Raw genomic sequence first — 16949 nt, forward strand, 5'->3', positions numbered from 1 at the left:
CTGGTGACCCAACTTTTATTGAGTTTAGCTCCAAGTTAAACTTAAATGAATTAGCATGGGTAACGTACTGTTTTACACGCACAATAAGGAAGATTTAAAGCGCATCGTGAAAATGGTGGTCGAAGAGATTCGTAAGACCGAACATATCAACGATGATGGTATCAATGTCAAGGAAGATAGGTTGACCCAAAGAGAGGCAGCTGCCTTTTTAGGTATATCCATAACAAGCCTGATTTCATGGAAGAAAAAAGGCAAAGTCCCTTACTACCAAATAGGCCGCTCTATTTTCTTTTCCAAATCAGAACTTTTAAAACTAGCGCGTAAAAACCGTGAAGTCCTAATTGCTAGTCGCAAATAACAATATCCGTTCAATTGTTAACACATATTACCATGGAAAATAGTTTAGGTCGGAATTTGAAAGTACATATTAAAACCGAGGATGAAATTATGTTGAAACAAGCGCATGAAAAAGCAAAGGAACTACAGACAGCGCAATTTAAAAAGTTGCTATGGACATTTGGTAAGACATACTTTAATAGAATGGATAGGCCATTTATTGTTGATAAGGATAATCGACAATTTTTGGATGTTATCAGCCAATATTTTTCAAACAATCCTTCGTTTGAGAAAGCTACTGGCGGAGAGTTAAGGAAGGGGCTTTTGGTTTATGGGCCATGCGGAACAGGCAAGAGTTCGGTTTTTGATATTATAGGAAGCATCGGCAAACATTATCAGCATAAAAGTTTATGGTTTAGGAATGTTTCAGTTCATACCGTGGTGTCCGAATTTAATTCATTGGGAGAGAAAGTAATTGAAAAGTACAGCAAGGGAACTGTTCATTTTGAAGATTTGGGAACAGAAAAAATTGCTCAGTCTTGGGGAATAAAAGAGAATCTTTTCGAGAGGCTTTTGCAAATAAGGTATAACATTTTTAAGGAGAATGGTACAAAGACATATATAACAACCAACCTTTCAACAAGGTCTTTAGAAGCTATGTACGGTGCTCAGGTTTACGATAGAATTTTTGAGATGTTCAATTTCATTGAACTAGGTGGAGGAAGTAGACGGCGGTAGGTCTTGAAAAGAGCAAGTCGGACAGGGGCGATGCCCCTATCTCCGACTTGCCCTGCGGGGCCAAAACCCCAATAAAAATTGGGGTTTGAAGAACTTTTAAGATTATAACTATTTATAACCAGAATATAATCCGACTTGTAACTAATTGAATACCAAAGTGTACAGTTATAAAATGAAAAAGAAAAGCATCATAATATCAGAAAGAAGCCATAAGGATATGAAGCAGCTTTCACTAACCTACGGAAGTCCTATCGGAGCTTTGACAGAGGCTATGATAAGGTATTTTAAACGTACCGGAATAAATCCAAAGGATGCAATAAACGAAAACCCATCGACAATGATAAAGATACTTGATAAAAGAATAGTGTCATTTCTTAAAGTCCAGGAAAGGGATATTCTCAAACCTCTGAAAGATGAAGTTTATATGAACAGCAAAAACCAAAAATTAGAATTAGTTGAGCTAACCAATAGCCTTAAAGATGTACTAGGAAAAATAAATGATGCGGACAAAAACCGAACGCTTTTAGTGAAAGGCGAATTAACGAAACATAAAGACTGCCTTATTGAAATAGCATCTTTTCTAGATGGCAGGGGCAAATCTGGACTAAACCAAAGAATAAAGGAAATATTCAATTAATGCCGATAAGCAAACCACATAGCAGTTTGGCCTCGAACAACACAGGAAGCTCATCGAGCTTAGTGGAATACTTGGATAAGGAAAACCAAGAACTTGAAAAAATGGCATTATCCGAAACAAATCGGGAAAGAGAAATCGATATGAGAAATAGACAACAGCAGTTTTTCAATGCCTATTCCGACAATATAAGGGGTTTTGAAGTAAAGGAAAAGATTGATGCGAATATCTCCAAACTCGGTAAACAAGATGCAAAGTTTTTTTCACCGACAATCAATTTTAGCAAAAATGAATTGAAGCATTTGGCGGATAAGGCAACTAGCGGAAAGCCAATACAAAATACTTGGCAGATGAACAGGGAAGAATTTGAACGCTACAATAATTATTTAAAAGATTATTCAAGAAAAGTCATGGACAATTATGCCGGAAATTTTGGTAGACAAAACAAGGGACTGGAAAGCGGAAATGACTTGGTGTATTATGCTAAAATAGAGCATACTAGAAAATACAAGGGAACGGATGCCGAAGTGATAAATGGGAAAAAGAAATCGGGAGATAAGAAAAAGGGGCTTCAATCCCATGTACATGTCATTGTCAGCCGAAAGGACAAAACCCAGAAGATGAAATTAAGCCCTTTATCGAATGAAAAATCCAAGCAAAGGACTATTGGGAACAATACATACAAAGTAGGTTTTGACAGAAAGGCTTGGATAACAAATAATGAAAAAACCTTTGACAATTCCTTTGGGTACAAAAGAAATGAACTAGAAAAATTCGAGAATCAAAATACACTCAAAAATGGCACGGCCATGGAAAAGGATAAACTGCAATCTAGATTATCGAATGTTAAAAATAAAGAACAGTCAAATGATAAATCACTAGGGTTATGATAGCGTCAATGATATTCAAATTTCTTAAGTATTACTTCTATGCAGTATTGGCAATTTTTCCAATTGGCTGTTTTGCGATGGGGATTGTTTCAATTTTTTATAGCACCGATTTCGGAATGAATACCAAATTGGATTTCGAAACTACGCTTCATACAAGAGAATTCCTAATGAATTCTGGATTAGGAATTTACTTTACAATCAACCCAATTTTATTATATATAGTACTATACAGATTCACAAAACGTTGGTCAAAGGCTTTTCTTTTCTTGAGTGTTGGAACGTTCTTGCAAATGACGGCGGTAAACTTGCTATTCTCCTTAAACATATATGAACTGCAATACGATATTGAACAGATTTACCTTATAATGGATGTTTTAATAGCTTGCCAAATAGTGATGTCCATATTGATTTCTAGAAAATCAAACAAAAAACTTTCTGCACATAAAAAAATAAGATTATGCAAAGAAGGTATAGTGTTTGACGCAAGACCATCTAAAATTTATTTAAACAATCCAATGCGCGGCATATATATTCAAGGGGGTGCTGGTTCTGGGAAATCAGAAAGCCTTTTTAAGCCAATCATAAAAAATGCAGTAAAAAAGTCGATTACGGGAATATTGTACGACTTTAAAAGTACAGAACTAACAAAATACTATTATCACCACCAACAAAAGGGAGAGCAGAATTTAGACGTTTATTTTTTGGATTTTTTAAATCCATTGAAAAGTCATAGATTAAATCCATTAGCCCCAGAATACCTCTTGAAAGCTCCTTATGCGTTCGAATATAGCGAAGTGATAATCAATAATCTTTTGCCAGAAACAATTAAGGAACGGAAATATTGGGATAGGGATGCTCAAAGTATTTTGACTGGCATAATTTGGTTTATTAAAAAGCATCATCCAAAACAATGTAGCTTACCACATATAATAAGCTTGGTTTTAGAAGCTGATACGCAACAATTGCTTGATAAAGTTAGTTCAGACCCTGAAACGGCTGGCATGGTTGTAAGTCTTAGACAGGCCATGAATAGAGGGGCTGAAAAACAAGTAGCCGGCGTCATATCAACGTTGCAGACCGCCCTTTCCAGATTGAACAACCCTGAAATATTCTGGTTATTATCCGGTAACGATTTGAACTTAGATCTGAATAACCCTGAATCGCCAAAATTTTTATGTATCGGTAATGATAGTTCCTTGCCCCAAACGTATTCCCCTGCAATCTCATTAATTATTTCGGTGGCAGCCAAGTTGATGAACAAACCGGACAAATTACCAAGTACAATTATACTTGACGAAGCTCCCACGCTATATATTCCAAATTTTGAACAGTTGCCCGCTACGGGTAGAAGCAACAAAATTTCAACAGTATTCGGTACACAGGATTATAGTCAGATTGTCGAAAAATACGGAAGCGATAAGGCGCAGGTAATTATAGCCAATCTGGGTAATCAATTCTATGGACGAACATCGAATACCAAAACCGCTGAAATAATCCAATCCGTTTTTAGCAAAGAAGATAAAATGTATTGGTTGTCCAATAAGAGTACTGGCACTTCAGGGCAAATTGTTCACCTAAATTCAAACGATAGTCGAGGAAAAAGCCAAAGCATACAAGAACGGGAGCGATTAAAAGTCAATCAAATTTTAAAAGCTGATACTGGTCAGTTTTATGGCATTGTCGCAGAAGGAAGCCCTAGAGAGTTCATTGGTCATAGGTTCAAATACGACAAATCAAAAATTGACATTCCAGAAAATTTAAGATCCATGCCAGAAGTAAATTTTGATGAAATAATTAAAAATTATCATAAGATAATTGCTGAAGCTCAGAATATTATCAAACCGAAAGTAGTTAATACATTGCTAGATATTTGATGGGATATGATTATTTTTTTCCAAAAAAAAGAAACCATGGAAACTACAATTTATCTATTTCTAAATAGTAAGAATGAAATTATCTATGTTGGTAAAACAGAAAACTTTGTGCAACAAAGAATAGCATGCCATCATAAAGGTAAAATGGTATTCTATGAAACTTCTCAGATTATCTTTTCTAAATGGAGCTACAATGCAGAAGATTTATTTATAAAGCTTTTCAAGCCGAAACATAATCGCGATGTGAAGTTTACGAACAAGAAATTTGACAAGTCTTTTATTGAAGATTTAACTCTTTCAGAGTGGTTCAAATTTCCCGACAAATCCAACAAAATATTTAGAATTGATGGAATCAACTTTGAATACTATATTCTTTTCAGACTTATGTCAAAAATACATAAATGCGATATGAATTTTACTTATGAAACTCTAGTAAATATTGCTTTGTCAAATCTATTCATTGAAGAAAATGAAGCTGGATGGGAAGGTCAAAAAAGCATTTTAGTAAAACATCTTAATCAGCAATCAAGTAAGCTTATTTAACCTCGATTATATTCAATCCATGAATTTTTCCCTAATTTTAAAGGAATAGATTCTAAATTAAATACTTATGGCCAATAAGCGTACAACTTTTTGGGATAATACAATAATCCCAAAAATAATGCTAGTGATTTCTTTATTCATGATAGTTTTCTCTGCCGTTTTTATTCTAAAAAAGTCCAACCAAAAAGAGCAAAAACTTGTCGATAAAGTTGAAAGTTTAGAGGTTAGACTTAGCCTAATTGAAAGTAAGCAAAAATAGTTCTCATTATGATCATATAGTAGGTGCCATTCACATACATATAGCCATAGAAAACAAAGAATAAATTTTATGCAAGCCGAAAATGAATTACGCAGATGAAGCTTATTGTGCAAATTGTGGATTGGAAAGGATGGGCATTCTCGATTCAACGCTTAAATTCAAACAATGGCATTTCAAACAATGCTTAGATGAAAAAGACATGCCATTTTATGATTTTTGGCAAATAATTCCAAGTAAGCACAATAAAAACCAAAAAGTACCTACCAATAGAATTGTTGGCACAAGGCATCCCGATTACCACAGTAAGATGTGGTTAGAAGTTTTAGGATGCCTAAAACGATTTGAAGCCAGAAATTGGGATAGCTCTACATTTGCCAAGAAATACAATGATGGGGGTATCTCCTTTTCAAAATACGATGATAAGTACTTCATAACAGGCGGAAATCACAGAGCCACGATTGCCAAGTTTTTTGAACTAGAATATCTTGAAGTACCAGTTACCGAATATTACCTTGATAAAGAATTCTATGGCTTGTATAGGGTGGTTTCCGATTTGAATATGCAACCTAAATTACGCTATTATTCAAGAAGTTCTGACTGGATTTTGTGGGTCTATGGAAGACCTGTATACTTTGAAAACTTCAATATGACGAGTAATTTTTTGAAATATTATTTAGAAATCGAAGTAAACTACAAAACCTTACTCAAAAATAAATTGAACTCCTTCTTGCCGAAAAAAGAGGAGTCCTATCATATTAGAAATATCGAACAATTAGCATCTTTAAAAGATGTCATTATTTTGCATAAGCTAAAGTTGTCTAATTCCTGTCCAGAAAATCTTCGTTAAGTACTGGTTATCATCCTAGAAATCATGTCTGTTTTAAATCTAGGTTAATGATCTAACTCTTGGTACGGTGGTATCATTCTATGGGAACAAAAGGATAAAAACCATTAATACTCGTGTTTTTGCTTCTCGTCTAATATTTCTCCTAGCTCTATATGAATTTCCTTTTTGGCCTCTAGATAGGATAACTCCACTACTACACTAGCATCATCAAAAGAGCAGTATCCGTTTCCAAAAATCCATCTTTTATATTTTTTTCTTAGCCCATCACTTTTCTCTATTTTTCTTTCAAGGTGTTCGTAAAGAGTGCTATCCAAGGAAATGCAATCACCTATCCTCGGTACATAGGGCATTTCGATAGTGAAAGTTATGGCATTGTCCATAAAGTCCTCAAAACATGGAAAATGAATATGTATTTGGTGCATAAGTGCAAAAAAGATTATTATACAATTGAGACGGCAGCTATTATCTATTTAGGAAAAACCTTATAAATATCGCTGCGCTTCAAAAAACGGGCGATTTCTACGTAGTCGGATTCTTTATAAATACCCATTCTGTAATCACCTATTCTGATGCGGTAGGCAATAGAATAACCCTTCATCTTTTTAACATTCTTCAAATCTTCCAACGAATCAACTGATTTTATTTCTAGAATTAGTTGTTCGACTTTCAGGGCTAACTTAGGGTCTTTGATTTTCTTAATGTCTTTAAGAAAGGTCTTTAAGTATACTATCTTCATCGTTTACGCTGCAATTCCTTCATTATTTCATCTTCGCTGACAGTTTCGCTTCTGTCAGCCTGTTGCATTAGTAATAGTAGCCCCAAATCCTCTTTTTCTTCATCTGTCATTTTGCCCAAACGCTCTTTCTCTTTTTGTTCTATAAAGTAGGAAACCGCTCTTTCCATCAAACCCTTTACAGTCATACCTTCAAAGGCAGAAAGTATTTTTAACTTGGTCAACGTGGTTTCGTCAATGTCAATGTTCTTTCTCATGGCATAAATTTAAATCATAAATGTACAAAAAATATACCATATACACCATATATACGTGCAAGCTTGATACTTAAAAGTGTTTTGAATAATACAAACTATTTATTTTCACTAGACACTAAAAGGATACTTCCCAACATACTAGTTTAGGTCATCTAGCCGACATTTAAGTAAAATGTTTTCAAATTGAAGCTTATACAACCATATTTCATCAACCCTTATCCAGTATTTCTATTTTGACTTGCAAGCTCCAAATTTTGAATGAAACACCAAATGAAAGTATTTGGCTTATTCAGTCAAAATTCGGGTAACGCTCGCCATCAAAATAGAAAAACTATGGAACGAGCAAGAGAAATCAAAATTAGCTACAAAGGCAATCGTAAAAACAATCAAAAATTAAAAATCAAGTCATCCGAGGATGCCAACCGAATCATCTATGACTTTTGGGACAAAGACCATATCGAACTTCATGAGTCTTTCAAGGTTGTATATCTGAACAACAACAATGTCGTCAAAGGAATTTGTACCATGTCTATTGGAGGTATAACCAGTACCGCAGTAGATATAAGATTGATATTTGCAACCGCCTTAAAAACACTCTCTACCGCAATTATTCTTACCCATAATCATCCCAGTGGAGTGGTTATACCAAGTGAAGCTGACAAGCAATTGACTCGGAAAATTGTAAAAGCAGGTAAATTTCTCGATATTTTGGTTCTCGATCATATCATAGTGACCCCACACCAATCCTATTTTAGTTTTTCGGATGAAAGATTAATTCTTAACGATTAATTCCTTACTTTAATTCGTAGTAATATTGAAGAATTTATCTATGACTAGCAATGTTCTAAATCTGACCTCTCAAACCGTAAACCTTATAAAAGGATCTAGAGATTTGACATCTGATGAGGTTCCACTAAAAATGCTTAATGCAATGTTTCAAATTTCGGATATAGACCATTTAGTAGATTTTACCGAGATGGATGCTGTTGAATATTTTCTTATAATCTACTCTCATTCTCTTGGAAATGACGGTATAATGGATTTAACAATTGGTGCTGAAAAGTTAAATACTTTGATTAGATGTTGGAATTACATGTTGGGTATAGAACTTTTGAGGAGAGAAAACATCGTTAAGGTACAGCCATGTAAAATCTTTGACTTTCATGGTATGCTTGAAAATCAAGTTACGCTTGAAGTTCCAAAAACTATTATACAGTCATTTTTAAACTAGGCAAACGGAAAATCGCCAATGAGAATGGTTTGCTGCACTGCTGCACATCACAAATGAAAAGCTTAGCTTATTCATCTGCGGAAAATTTTCAGTAAGTCCAAGTTTTCCTTACCTCAAATCTTTCCTTGTTTCATTGCGCTAACTTTCCGTACTTTACTCTAATCCCGTATTTAACCTAGAAAATGAAACTTATGGATTTAGAAAAAATTCTCAAACTTAGCACCGAAGAACGCTTGGATTTGATTGAAAAAATATGGGATTCTATAGAAACAGATTCAATTCAATTAAGCCAAGCCCAAAAGGAAGAACTGGATAATAGGCTCGAACGACATAAATCAGGTAAAGCCAAGTACTATACTTGGGAAGAAGTGAAGATTAAATTAGACCAAAAACGAAAAAAGTGAGAAAAACTCTAAAGTATCTAGTGGTGTATGAGAAATCAGCTGATGGTTTTGGTGCTTATGTTCCAGATTTGCCAGGTTGTACCTCGGCTGGCAAAAGTCGAGATGAAATTGAATCCAATATCATAGAAGCGATAACTTTGCATCTTGAAATCATGCAAGATGAAGGGCTGCCTATACCGCAGCCTAATTCGGATTCACAAATGGTCGTAATTACGTAGCTAGTACTTATATCCAAGCAATAAACAATTTGTTAAAGATGACGTTCTGCGATGGACATTGAACAATTTCATATTATAAATTAAGTCCAACTAAATTAATAATGCCATGGGTGAGCAAGGAAAAATTATAGATAGGGTTAGCAACACAAATTGGTATTGAAACATTGCTTACTATTAGGAAAGTTATTAGTTGAATCCGATTTGGAGAAATAGTTAGATTGTTTCCGTTGCGCTCAAAACGTAATACTAAATCCGGATACAATGAATTTGTAAATTTTTATTATTTTTATATAGGAATAGCCCGCCATTAGAAAGAATCGTATTTATACGCAAATGGGAATTTTTTAGCATCATTTAGTAATAGTTTTTAGGATTTGAGATTTATTTCTTTCTATCTCATGGATAAATCCACTCATCTTAAAATCTATTAATTATGACTGAATTAGATTACCTAACCAAAGATGCTTTTCTTGAATTCAAAAAGCTTTATCCTCAAATCCCCAAGACTGAAATGTTAAAAGTCATGTCCAAAGCACTTGGTTACAAAAGCTTTGGGCATTTGAAACGAGAATTTAATATTGATTCGAACGGTAATTTTCTTAATAAAAAAAATGAAGATTATACAGATTGGCCCTTAGATGTTTCTCACTATGGTTTTTTATTCAATGAATTTATGCTCATGAAGCATTTAAAAATCGATTACAAAGATGCTCTTGAACTTAAAATATCCCTAGATAATCACCATATTTTTCATAACAGTAATGATGGCAATATTAATTATTGCGATTTAAATATAATTGAAGAAGGGTTAGAAAAATTGATGAATGAAGAATACTTTCGTCTTATGGCAGATTGGCCTATTAGGTTTTATTGTAGAAGGGAAAAGAATTGTGCCATAAGTTATAGGACAGACACTAAGACTGGAAGTTTTATTTGGTTTGATAGTTTTAGTCTTGTATATCATAAGATTTTTGGAGACAAGCTATTTTTATTTGTAGAATCTCTTTTCAGACTTTTTCTATCATTTGATAATGTGGTTTTTCTTGAAAATTTACATACTTCAATGATGAAATATAATAAACCTCTCTATAAGTTCTTTATAAAAAACTTTAGTTATCTGGAGGTTGAAACGAGTACCAACAGATTTCATGGAAAAGCTTTGTTTTTCAATAGTTCAAGAAATGACTTTGTGCCTGAGGCACCAATTCCTATAAATAGGTTTGAGTAATCATTGAACAATATCAGAGTTAAGATTTATTGAACTTAAAATGGATTATAACTTACAATAGGCAATTGTAGGTTCATGTTGTGAACACTCTTTTGGTATATTTCTTTGATAAAGACTGTACAATTAATTTGTCTAAAAAATAATCCAACCTAAGAATTTAAAAAATGGAAATAAAGATTATTAGAAATCAAAAACAATATGAAGTTTACTTAAAGCGGTTAAAAAATATTTTCGATGCTCAGAAGGGATCTCCTGAACTTGAAGAATTCGATTTGCTGTCTATGGTATTAGAAAAATATGAGGAAGAAAATTTTCCAATAGAAAATTGCCATCCACTGGATGCAATCCGTTTCATGATGGCTCAAAACGAAATAGATGAATCTAGGCTTGCACAATTTTAAACAATGTAAAAATTTTTGAAATTTTAAATGGTACTAGTAAGCTAGATTTGAAGGATATTCGGTCAATTAATAAACATTTAAGAATACCCGCAGAAATTTTAATTCAAGAATATTAATCTCTACTTATATCTAACCCGCAGAAGAAGTATTGGAAAAAGTACTGTTTTAGAGAATAAAAATGTATTAGTAGCCCTAATAGTAGCCCCTAAAATAAATAAACCTCTCTAAATCAAATACTTAGAGAGGTTATAAGCGGTCTGGACGGGACTCGAACCCGCGACCCCCTGCGTGACAGGCAGGTATTCTAACCAACTGAACTACCAGACCTCGCTTTTAGCGGATGCAAATATACATTCCCTTTTTGGTTAAACAAATATTTTTTACTGCAAAATTCGATTAAGCGAATTTTTGACGCTCGACCATAAAGGTATTGAGCACATGGGAAAAGTCATCCCCAACATCTACCCCAACATACTTGATCTTGTATTGGGCGCATTTCAGTTTTAAATCGCCAATGTAAGCGCCTACTTTAGTTGTGTAGGCCTCTTTGATGTTATCGGCATAAACATCAATATGTTCGCCGGTTTCCACATCTAGAAATCGTTTTGGGGCATTGTCAAAATCAAAATGTAGTTCACGTGCAGTGTCGATCAAATGAAAAAGCACCACCTCATGCTTATTGTACTTTAAATGCCGTAGGGCCTCAAACAGTTTTTGTGCTTCGACCTCGGTCTGAAACATGTCTGAAAACAAGAAAATCAAACTGCGCCGATGTATCTTTTCCGCTATTTGATGCAAGTAATGATAGGTTCTGGTCTGTTTTGAGGGATTATGGTTCTGAGCAACGGAATTCAATCGATCAAACAACATTTGAAAGTGACGCTCACTACTTTTCTCATTGCTATGGAAATCATAGGCATCGGAATAAATGCTCAATCCCACAGCATCGCGTTGTCGTTTCAGGATACCCATAATTGCCGCAATCGACAGCACACCGAAGCCAATCTTATTGAGGTTGTCAATATTCAATTGCCTTATTTTAGGATAGTACATTGAAGCGGAGTTGTCCAATATCATATGACAGCGCAGGTTCGTCTCCTCTTCATAACGCTTGGTGTATAGTTTATCGGTTTTGGCAAAGAGCTTCCAGTCAATATGTTTGGTACTCTCACCGGTATTGTAAATTTTATGTTCTGCAAACTCTGCCGAAAAACCGTGAAACGGACTTTTATGGATACCACTGATAAAGCCTTCCACAACTTGATTGGCCAAAAGTTCCAAATTCGAAAAAAGCCTCGAATCGTTAAGTGCTGACTTGACATCCATTTCAAAGCCTAATTTAAAAGAAAAAGGCCTGTATGAACAGGCCTTTTATAAACTTTAACTATTACTATGAATTACAATGCAGCATCAATGGCATCAGTGTACACCTTTTTAGGGGAGACACCAACTTGGCGATTTATGATTTCCCCATTCTTAAAGACCAACACGGTCGGTATATTGCGAACACCATATTTCGCCGCAAATTGTTGGTTCGCATCCACATCGACCTTACCAACTACTGCTTTACCTTCGTATTCAGTACTTACTTCATCAATGATAGGACCTACCATTCTACATGGACCGCACCATGCTGCCCAAAAATCGACTACTACCGGTTTATCGCTCTTTAAAACAACTTCATCAAAAGTTGCATCTGTTATTTCTAGTGCCATATGTATTAATTTTTCTGTTACACAAAGTTAGTCAATAATACAGGCGTTTCCTTACGTACTTTATATTCATTTTGATTATCAGGCCATTGCCAAAAACTATAACCAAAAAGCAATATCCTATAAATAGCATTGCTTTAATTTAATTTGTAATGCACCTCTTGTTCTTCTAAAGTGTGCAGTAGCTCACTGGTGATATTTACTTTCTGCTTGCGACTTGACAAGTTCAATTTTATCTCTTCTTCCATCTCATACACCACAAAATTAAGGGGATGGTTTCCCTTATAGGAACGTAGGGTATCTTTTAAGGCATGGATACGCTTTTCATGTAGTGCCGCTATATTGAGTTTTATGGTCAGCTTTTTGGCATAGCCTTCCATAACATCTTGCAATAGCATAAAACTATTGAACTGCATTCGAGGATCACCCTTTTTGCCGGTTTCACGATTGACCCAACCTTCTCGAATGAATATTTTGATAAAGGCAAAGGAATTGATCATCAAGAAATGACGGAACTTTAAATACTCCTCACCAAAAATCCGAAATTCAAAAGAGTCCGTGTAGTCCTCCATGGTAAACGCGGCCCACCCTTTTCCGTTTTTTGAAATACGATGCTGCACATCGGTAATCACCCCTGCCACCGACAGTTCCCTATTCACGTAATTCGCCATTTCATTTAAATGCGAGATACTGGCATTACAAAAGGCATTTATCTCTGTCTTGAAGTCATCAAGCGGGTGACCGGAAATATAAATACCGACCACTTCTTTCTCGCGCCGCAATTTTTCCATAGTACCCCATTCCTCACAGGGTGGCACTACTGGTTCTGGTATCTGTGCCTCACTGATTCCCCCGAACATGTCCATCTGCGAAGAATTTTTATTCTCTTGGTATTTTGCCGCGGATTTAATGACTTTCTCCAAAAATGAAATACCATCGCCATCATCATGAAAATATTGCGCCCTGTGGGTACCTCCGAACGAATCAAACCCCCCAGCCACGGCAAGGTTCTCAAAGGCCTTTTTGTTGGCAGCCCGTAAATCCACACGTTTGGCCAAATCAAAAACCGATTGAAAATTGCCCTCTTCCTTTCGATTGGCCACTATCGTCTCCACTGCGGAACGCCCTACCCCTTTGATAGCCCCCATACCAAAACGGACCGCCCCTTTTTTGTTGACGGCAAACTTGTAGTACGATTCGTTGACATCTGGCCCTAGAACATCAAGACCCATGCGTTTGCACTCTTCCATAAAGAAGGTCACCTGTTTGATGTCATTCATATTATTGCTCAAAACCGCCGCCATGTATTCGGCAGGATAATGGGCTTTTAAATAAGCCGTTTGATAAGCAATATAGGCATAGCAGGTTGAATGGCTTTTATTGAAGGCATAGGCCGCAAAAGCTTCCCAATCTTTCCATATCTTTTCTAAGATTTCCCTTGGATGACCGTTCTTTTCACCTCCATCCAAAAATTGGGGTTTCAGTTTTTGAAGCAATGCGAATATCTTCTTCCCCATGGCCTTACGTAAAACGTCAGCATCACCTTTTGAGAAACCCGCCAATTTTTGTGACAGCAACATCACCTGCTCTTGATAGACCGTGATACCATAAGTCTCTTGAAGATATTCTTCCATTTCAGGAAGGTCATAAGCAATCTCTTCAATACCATGCTTACGTGCAATAAAACTCGGAATATATTCCATTGGCCCAGGGCGGTAGAGTGCGTTCATGGCAATGAGATCATCAAAAACCGAAGGTTTGAGGTCCTTCATATGTTTTTGCATGCCTGGCGATTCATATTGAAATATACCCACGGTATCACCCCTTTGAAAAAGTTCATACGTCTTTTCGTCATCCAACGGAAAATCGTCGGGCACCAAATCAATTCCGTGTTTAGCCTTAACAATTTTGACGGTATCTTTAATAAGGGTAAGGGTTTTTAATCCTAAAAAATCCATCTTCAATAATCCGGCACTTTCCACAACAGAGTTGTCAAACTGCGTGACATACAGATCAGAATCTTTGGCGGTAGCCACAGGAACAAAATTCGTGATGTCATCTGGGGTAATGATAACCCCGCAGGCATGTATACCGGTATTACGGACAGAACCTTCTAAGGTTCGGGCCATTTTTAGGGTTTGCCCCTCTAAATCATCCCCTTCGGAAATATTGAGCAATTGATGCACTTTCTCTAAATCTTCTGACCGGAATTTCTTCTTTAAGTCTGCCTCTGACTGCCCAAAGATCTTACCCAGTTTAGACATGGTCGGTATCAATTTCGCAATGCGATCGGCATCCCCTAAAGGTAAATCCAATACCCGGGCGGTATCACGAATTGAGGATTTTGCGGCCATTGTACCATAGGTGATGATCTGGGCCACTTGATTGGCACCATACTTATTGATAACATAGTCCATAACCCTGCCCCTGCCTTCATCATCAAAATCAATATCAATATCGGGCATGGATACCCGATCCGGATTTAAGAACCGCTCAAAAAGCAAATCATATTTGAGCGGGTCTATATTGGTAATGGTCAGGCAATAGGCCACTACTGAACCTGCAGCCGAGCCCCGACCAGGACCTACGGATACGCCCATATTTCTTGCCTCTCGAATAAAATCCTCAACGATCAAAAAATATCCGGGGTAACCGGAATTTTCAATGGTCTTCAGCTCAAAATCAATGCGCTCCGTAATTTCCATGGTAATTTCACCATAGCGCTTTTTCGCCCCTTCATACGTGATATGGCGCAAGTAGGCATTCTCTCCCCTTTTTCCACCATCTTGGTCGTCTTCAGCGACTTTAAACTCTTCTGGAATATCAAATTTTGGCAAGAGCACGTCACGAGCCAATTCAAAAGGTTCTATTTTGTCGACAATTTCTTGAACGTTCAAAATGGCTTCCGGTATATCCTTAAAGAGCTCCTTCATCTCATCTGGAGACTTAAAATAGTATTCTTGATTGGGCAGCCCATAGCGATAGCCGCGACCACGACCGATAGGTGTCGTCTGTTTTTCACCGTCTTTTACACAAAGTAGGATATCGTGGGCCTCAGCGTCTTCTTTAGCGCAATAATAGGTATTGTTCGTAGCCACCAATTTTACCTGATGTTTTTCACTAAACGCCACTAAGACCTTATTGACCCGATCTTCATCTTCTTGACCATGCCGCATCAACTCTAGGTACAGGTCGTCACCAAACACTTCTTTCCACCAAAGCAATGCTTCTTCGGCTTGTTTTTCGCCGACATTCAGTACTTTACCGGGCACTTCTCCGTAGAGATTGCCCGTTAATACGATAATATCCTCTTTGTACTGTTGAATTATTTTTCTGTCAATTCTAGGCACATAATAAAATCCGTCCGTATATGCGATGGAAGACATTTTGGCCAGATTGTGGTACCCCTTTTTGTTCTTTGCCAGTAATACGATTTGGTAACCATAATCTTTCACATTTTTGTTGGTATGGTCTTCACAAACAAAAAACTCACAGCCAATAAGTGGTATGATTTCTTTCGCTACCGGTGATTCCCCCTTCTCAACAGCCTCTTTATTTTTTGCCTTAACCGATTTATTGTGGGCACTGACCTCTTTTACAAAATGAAAGGCCCCCATCATATTGGCATGATCTGTTAAGGCTACGGCAGGCATTTGATGCTCCACTGCCGAATTCACCAATGACTTGATATTAATCGTAGACTGTAAGACCGAAAATTGGGAATGGTTGTGAAGGTGCGCAAAAGGGGCGTCTTCCAACGATTTGATATTCGCATTGATTTCTTCTTCAGAAACCCCACCGGTATCTTTTTCCCAAAGGGCATCCGCAATCTTTTTTGAAGCCTTTTTGAGGTTGATATGCTTTAGACCAATAAGCTCAATCTCTTGCGGATTCGCTTCTGAAAAATTCTCGAAATAATCAGAAGGAACATCCAATTGTTCCAGGGTATACTGTTTTCTGCGGATGAGTTCTAAAAAGCAGCGTGTAGTCGCCTCTACATCGGCAGTTGCATTATGTGCCTCGGCAAAAGGTTGCTTGAACAGGTACTCATGAAGCTCTGTTAAGGTCGGTAGTTTGAACTTTCCGCCCCGACCCCCGGGAATTTGGCATAATTGTGCCGTATGCTCGGTACAGGTGTCTAAAACGGGTAATTCTTGTAATGGATTTTCAATACCCAATCGGTAAAACTCCGCCCCCATAATATTGACATCAAAACCTACATTTTGACCCACAATAAATTTGGTCTGGGCCATAGCGGTATTGAACTTTTCAAGCACTTCACCCAACGGCACGCCTTTTTGCTCTGCTAAAGCGGTGGAGATGCCGTGAATTTGTTCTGCTTCATAGGGTATATTAAAGCCTTCGGGCTGCACCAAATAATCTTGTTGGTCGACCAAGTTACCCATATCATCATGCAATTGCCAGGCAATCTGAATACATCGTGGCCAGTTATCGGTATCGGCAATGGGTGCGTCCCAACGTTTGGGAAGACCTGTGGTTTCCGTATCAAATATGAGGTACATAGCGTCCAATTAGATTGAAGTCCATTTTAATCTGGGTAAGGCATCATGCACCCAATCCGAGTATATGAAATTGTCGACTTCGATTTTAAGTAAAGGATAAAATTAGCTAAAATAGCTGCAG

The 16949-nt window shown here is 36.8% G+C and carries 20 protein-coding genes and 1 tRNA gene; 14 read left to right on the top strand and 7 right to left on the bottom strand.

Annotated features, from left to right (window positions below; genetic code table 11):
- The first annotated feature begins 55 nt into the window (after window positions 1-55).
- The 8 genes from AACM45_RS08465 to AACM45_RS08500 all read left to right on the top strand — a co-directional run bounded on the left by AACM45_RS08465 (window position 56) and on the right by AACM45_RS08500 (window position 6121).
- Complete coding sequence (locus AACM45_RS08465) at window positions 56-358, top strand: helix-turn-helix domain-containing protein (RefSeq protein WP_339142025.1); 303 nt, start codon at window positions 56-58, stop codon at window positions 356-358.
- A gap of 32 nt (window positions 359-390) precedes the next feature.
- Window positions 391-1074, top strand: a complete 684-nt coding sequence (locus AACM45_RS08470; protein ID WP_339142026.1) for a hypothetical protein — start codon at window positions 391-393, stop codon at window positions 1072-1074.
- A gap of 172 nt (window positions 1075-1246) precedes the next feature.
- Window positions 1247-1711 (top strand): BfmA/BtgA family mobilization protein, encoded by a 465-nt coding sequence (locus AACM45_RS08475; protein WP_339142027.1) that lies wholly within the window; start codon window positions 1247-1249, stop codon window positions 1709-1711.
- Entirely contained in the window at window positions 1711-2598 is an 888-nt protein-coding gene (locus AACM45_RS08480; RefSeq protein ID WP_339142028.1) for a DUF5712 family protein, read from the top strand. Before AACM45_RS08475 ends, AACM45_RS08480 begins: the two co-directional genes overlap by 1 nt.
- A gap of 167 nt (window positions 2599-2765) precedes the next feature.
- Entirely contained in the window at window positions 2766-4472 is a 1707-nt protein-coding gene (locus AACM45_RS08485) for a type IV secretory system conjugative DNA transfer family protein (RefSeq protein WP_339142030.1), read from the top strand.
- A 36-nt stretch (window positions 4473-4508) separates the two neighbouring features.
- Entirely contained in the window at window positions 4509-5015 is a 507-nt protein-coding gene (locus AACM45_RS08490) for a GIY-YIG nuclease family protein (protein ID WP_339142031.1), read from the top strand.
- A gap of 67 nt (window positions 5016-5082) precedes the next feature.
- A complete protein-coding gene (locus AACM45_RS08495; protein WP_339142032.1) occupies window positions 5083-5274 on the top strand; it encodes a hypothetical protein in 192 nt (63 codons plus the stop codon).
- Between the two features lie 82 nt (window positions 5275-5356).
- Entirely contained in the window at window positions 5357-6121 is a 765-nt protein-coding gene (locus tag AACM45_RS08500) for a hypothetical protein (RefSeq protein ID WP_339142033.1), read from the top strand.
- 104 nt (window positions 6122-6225) lie between these two features.
- On the opposite strand, the gene AACM45_RS08505 is transcribed toward AACM45_RS08500, so the two are convergent.
- From AACM45_RS08505 to AACM45_RS08515, 3 genes are read right to left on the bottom strand one after another with little or no spacing between them, the layout of a single operon-like run.
- Window positions 6226-6543, bottom strand: coding sequence for a hypothetical protein (locus AACM45_RS08505; protein ID WP_339142034.1), 318 nt, complete (start codon window positions 6541-6543; stop codon window positions 6226-6228).
- 44 nt (window positions 6544-6587) lie between these two features.
- Window positions 6588-6857 (bottom strand): type II toxin-antitoxin system RelE family toxin, encoded by a 270-nt coding sequence (locus tag AACM45_RS08510; protein ID WP_339142035.1) that lies wholly within the window; start codon window positions 6855-6857, stop codon window positions 6588-6590.
- The gene (locus tag AACM45_RS08515) at window positions 6854-7111 is read right to left on the bottom strand and encodes a hypothetical protein (protein WP_339142037.1); all 258 of its coding nucleotides are present in this window, start codon (window positions 7109-7111) and stop codon (window positions 6854-6856) included. Before AACM45_RS08515 ends, AACM45_RS08510 begins: the two co-directional genes overlap by 4 nt.
- Window positions 7112-7444: 333 nt before the next feature.
- Here AACM45_RS08515 and AACM45_RS08520 point away from each other — a divergent pair, with 333 nt between their 5' ends.
- The 6 genes from AACM45_RS08520 (at window position 7445) to AACM45_RS08545 (ending at window position 10593) form a co-directional block, all read left to right on the top strand.
- Window positions 7445-7900 carry a JAB domain-containing protein gene (locus AACM45_RS08520; protein ID WP_339142039.1) on the top strand — a complete coding sequence of 152 codons (456 nt, stop codon included), beginning with the start codon at window positions 7445-7447 and terminating at the stop codon, window positions 7898-7900.
- 103 nt (window positions 7901-8003) lie between these two features.
- Window positions 8004-8342 (top strand): hypothetical protein, encoded by a 339-nt coding sequence (locus tag AACM45_RS08525; protein ID WP_339142041.1) that lies wholly within the window; start codon window positions 8004-8006, stop codon window positions 8340-8342.
- A 191-nt stretch (window positions 8343-8533) separates the two neighbouring features.
- On the top strand, window positions 8534-8746 hold the full coding sequence (locus tag AACM45_RS08530; protein ID WP_339142043.1) for an addiction module protein: 213 nt from the start codon (window positions 8534-8536) through the stop codon (window positions 8744-8746).
- Window positions 8743-8964, top strand: coding sequence for a type II toxin-antitoxin system HicB family antitoxin (locus AACM45_RS08535; protein ID WP_339142044.1), 222 nt, complete (start codon window positions 8743-8745; stop codon window positions 8962-8964). The genes AACM45_RS08530 and AACM45_RS08535 overlap by 4 nt, the downstream gene beginning before the upstream one ends.
- Window positions 8965-9397: 433 nt before the next feature.
- Window positions 9398-10192: a hypothetical protein gene (locus AACM45_RS08540; protein ID WP_339142045.1), complete on the top strand. Its 795-nt coding sequence runs from the start codon at window positions 9398-9400 to the stop codon at window positions 10190-10192.
- A gap of 164 nt (window positions 10193-10356) precedes the next feature.
- Window positions 10357-10593 (top strand): helix-turn-helix domain-containing protein, encoded by a 237-nt coding sequence (locus AACM45_RS08545; protein ID WP_339142046.1) that lies wholly within the window; start codon window positions 10357-10359, stop codon window positions 10591-10593.
- A gap of 253 nt (window positions 10594-10846) precedes the next feature.
- On the opposite strand, the gene AACM45_RS08550 is transcribed toward AACM45_RS08545, so the two are convergent.
- The 4 genes from AACM45_RS08550 to dnaE form a co-directional block, all read right to left on the bottom strand.
- A tRNA-Asp gene (locus AACM45_RS08550) sits at window positions 10847-10920 on the bottom strand.
- A gap of 69 nt (window positions 10921-10989) precedes the next feature.
- Window positions 10990-11919 (bottom strand): DUF58 domain-containing protein, encoded by a 930-nt coding sequence (locus AACM45_RS08555; RefSeq protein ID WP_339142047.1) that lies wholly within the window; start codon window positions 11917-11919, stop codon window positions 10990-10992.
- A 71-nt stretch (window positions 11920-11990) separates the two neighbouring features.
- Entirely contained in the window at window positions 11991-12308 is a 318-nt protein-coding gene (trxA, locus tag AACM45_RS08560; protein WP_339142049.1) for a thioredoxin, read from the bottom strand.
- A gap of 134 nt (window positions 12309-12442) precedes the next feature.
- A complete protein-coding gene (dnaE, locus tag AACM45_RS08565) occupies window positions 12443-16828 on the bottom strand; it encodes a DNA polymerase III subunit alpha (protein ID WP_339142051.1) in 4386 nt (1461 codons plus the stop codon).
- Window positions 16829-16949 lie beyond the last annotated feature (121 nt).

It is taken from the genome of Croceitalea sp. MTPC5 (genome assembly GCF_036985505.1).
Classification (GTDB): domain Bacteria; phylum Bacteroidota; class Bacteroidia; order Flavobacteriales; family Flavobacteriaceae; genus Croceitalea.

Bases quoted from the DNA above. Each gene is read 5' to 3' on its own strand.
- AACM45_RS08465 (WP_339142025.1), top strand. From the start codon at position 56: ATGGGTAACGTACTGTTTTACACGCACAATAAGGAAGATTTAAAGCGC.
- AACM45_RS08470 (WP_339142026.1), top strand. From the start codon at position 391: ATGGAAAATAGTTTAGGTCGGAATTTGAAAGTACATATTAAAACCGAG.
- AACM45_RS08475 (WP_339142027.1), top strand. From the start codon at position 1,247: ATGAAAAAGAAAAGCATCATAATATCAGAAAGAAGCCATAAGGATATG.
- AACM45_RS08480 (WP_339142028.1), top strand. From the start codon at position 1,711: ATGCCGATAAGCAAACCACATAGCAGTTTGGCCTCGAACAACACAGGA.
- AACM45_RS08485 (WP_339142030.1), top strand. From the start codon at position 2,766: ATGAATTCTGGATTAGGAATTTACTTTACAATCAACCCAATTTTATTA.
- AACM45_RS08490 (WP_339142031.1), top strand. From the start codon at position 4,509: ATGGAAACTACAATTTATCTATTTCTAAATAGTAAGAATGAAATTATC.
- AACM45_RS08495 (WP_339142032.1), top strand. From the start codon at position 5,083: ATGGCCAATAAGCGTACAACTTTTTGGGATAATACAATAATCCCAAAA.
- AACM45_RS08500 (WP_339142033.1), top strand. From the start codon at position 5,357: ATGAATTACGCAGATGAAGCTTATTGTGCAAATTGTGGATTGGAAAGG.
- AACM45_RS08505 (WP_339142034.1), bottom strand. From the start codon at position 6,543: ATGCACCAAATACATATTCATTTTCCATGTTTTGAGGACTTTATGGAC.
- AACM45_RS08510 (WP_339142035.1), bottom strand. From the start codon at position 6,857: ATGAAGATAGTATACTTAAAGACCTTTCTTAAAGACATTAAGAAAATC.
- AACM45_RS08515 (WP_339142037.1), bottom strand. From the start codon at position 7,111: ATGAGAAAGAACATTGACATTGACGAAACCACGTTGACCAAGTTAAAA.
- AACM45_RS08520 (WP_339142039.1), top strand. From the start codon at position 7,445: ATGGAACGAGCAAGAGAAATCAAAATTAGCTACAAAGGCAATCGTAAA.
- AACM45_RS08530 (WP_339142043.1), top strand. From the start codon at position 8,534: ATGGATTTAGAAAAAATTCTCAAACTTAGCACCGAAGAACGCTTGGAT.
- AACM45_RS08540 (WP_339142045.1), top strand. From the start codon at position 9,398: ATGACTGAATTAGATTACCTAACCAAAGATGCTTTTCTTGAATTCAAA.
- AACM45_RS08545 (WP_339142046.1), top strand. From the start codon at position 10,357: ATGGAAATAAAGATTATTAGAAATCAAAAACAATATGAAGTTTACTTA.
- AACM45_RS08555 (WP_339142047.1), bottom strand. From the start codon at position 11,919: ATGGATGTCAAGTCAGCACTTAACGATTCGAGGCTTTTTTCGAATTTG.
- trxA (WP_339142049.1), bottom strand. From the start codon at position 12,308: ATGGCACTAGAAATAACAGATGCAACTTTTGATGAAGTTGTTTTAAAG.
- dnaE (WP_339142051.1), bottom strand. From the start codon at position 16,828: ATGTACCTCATATTTGATACGGAAACCACAGGTCTTCCCAAACGTTGG.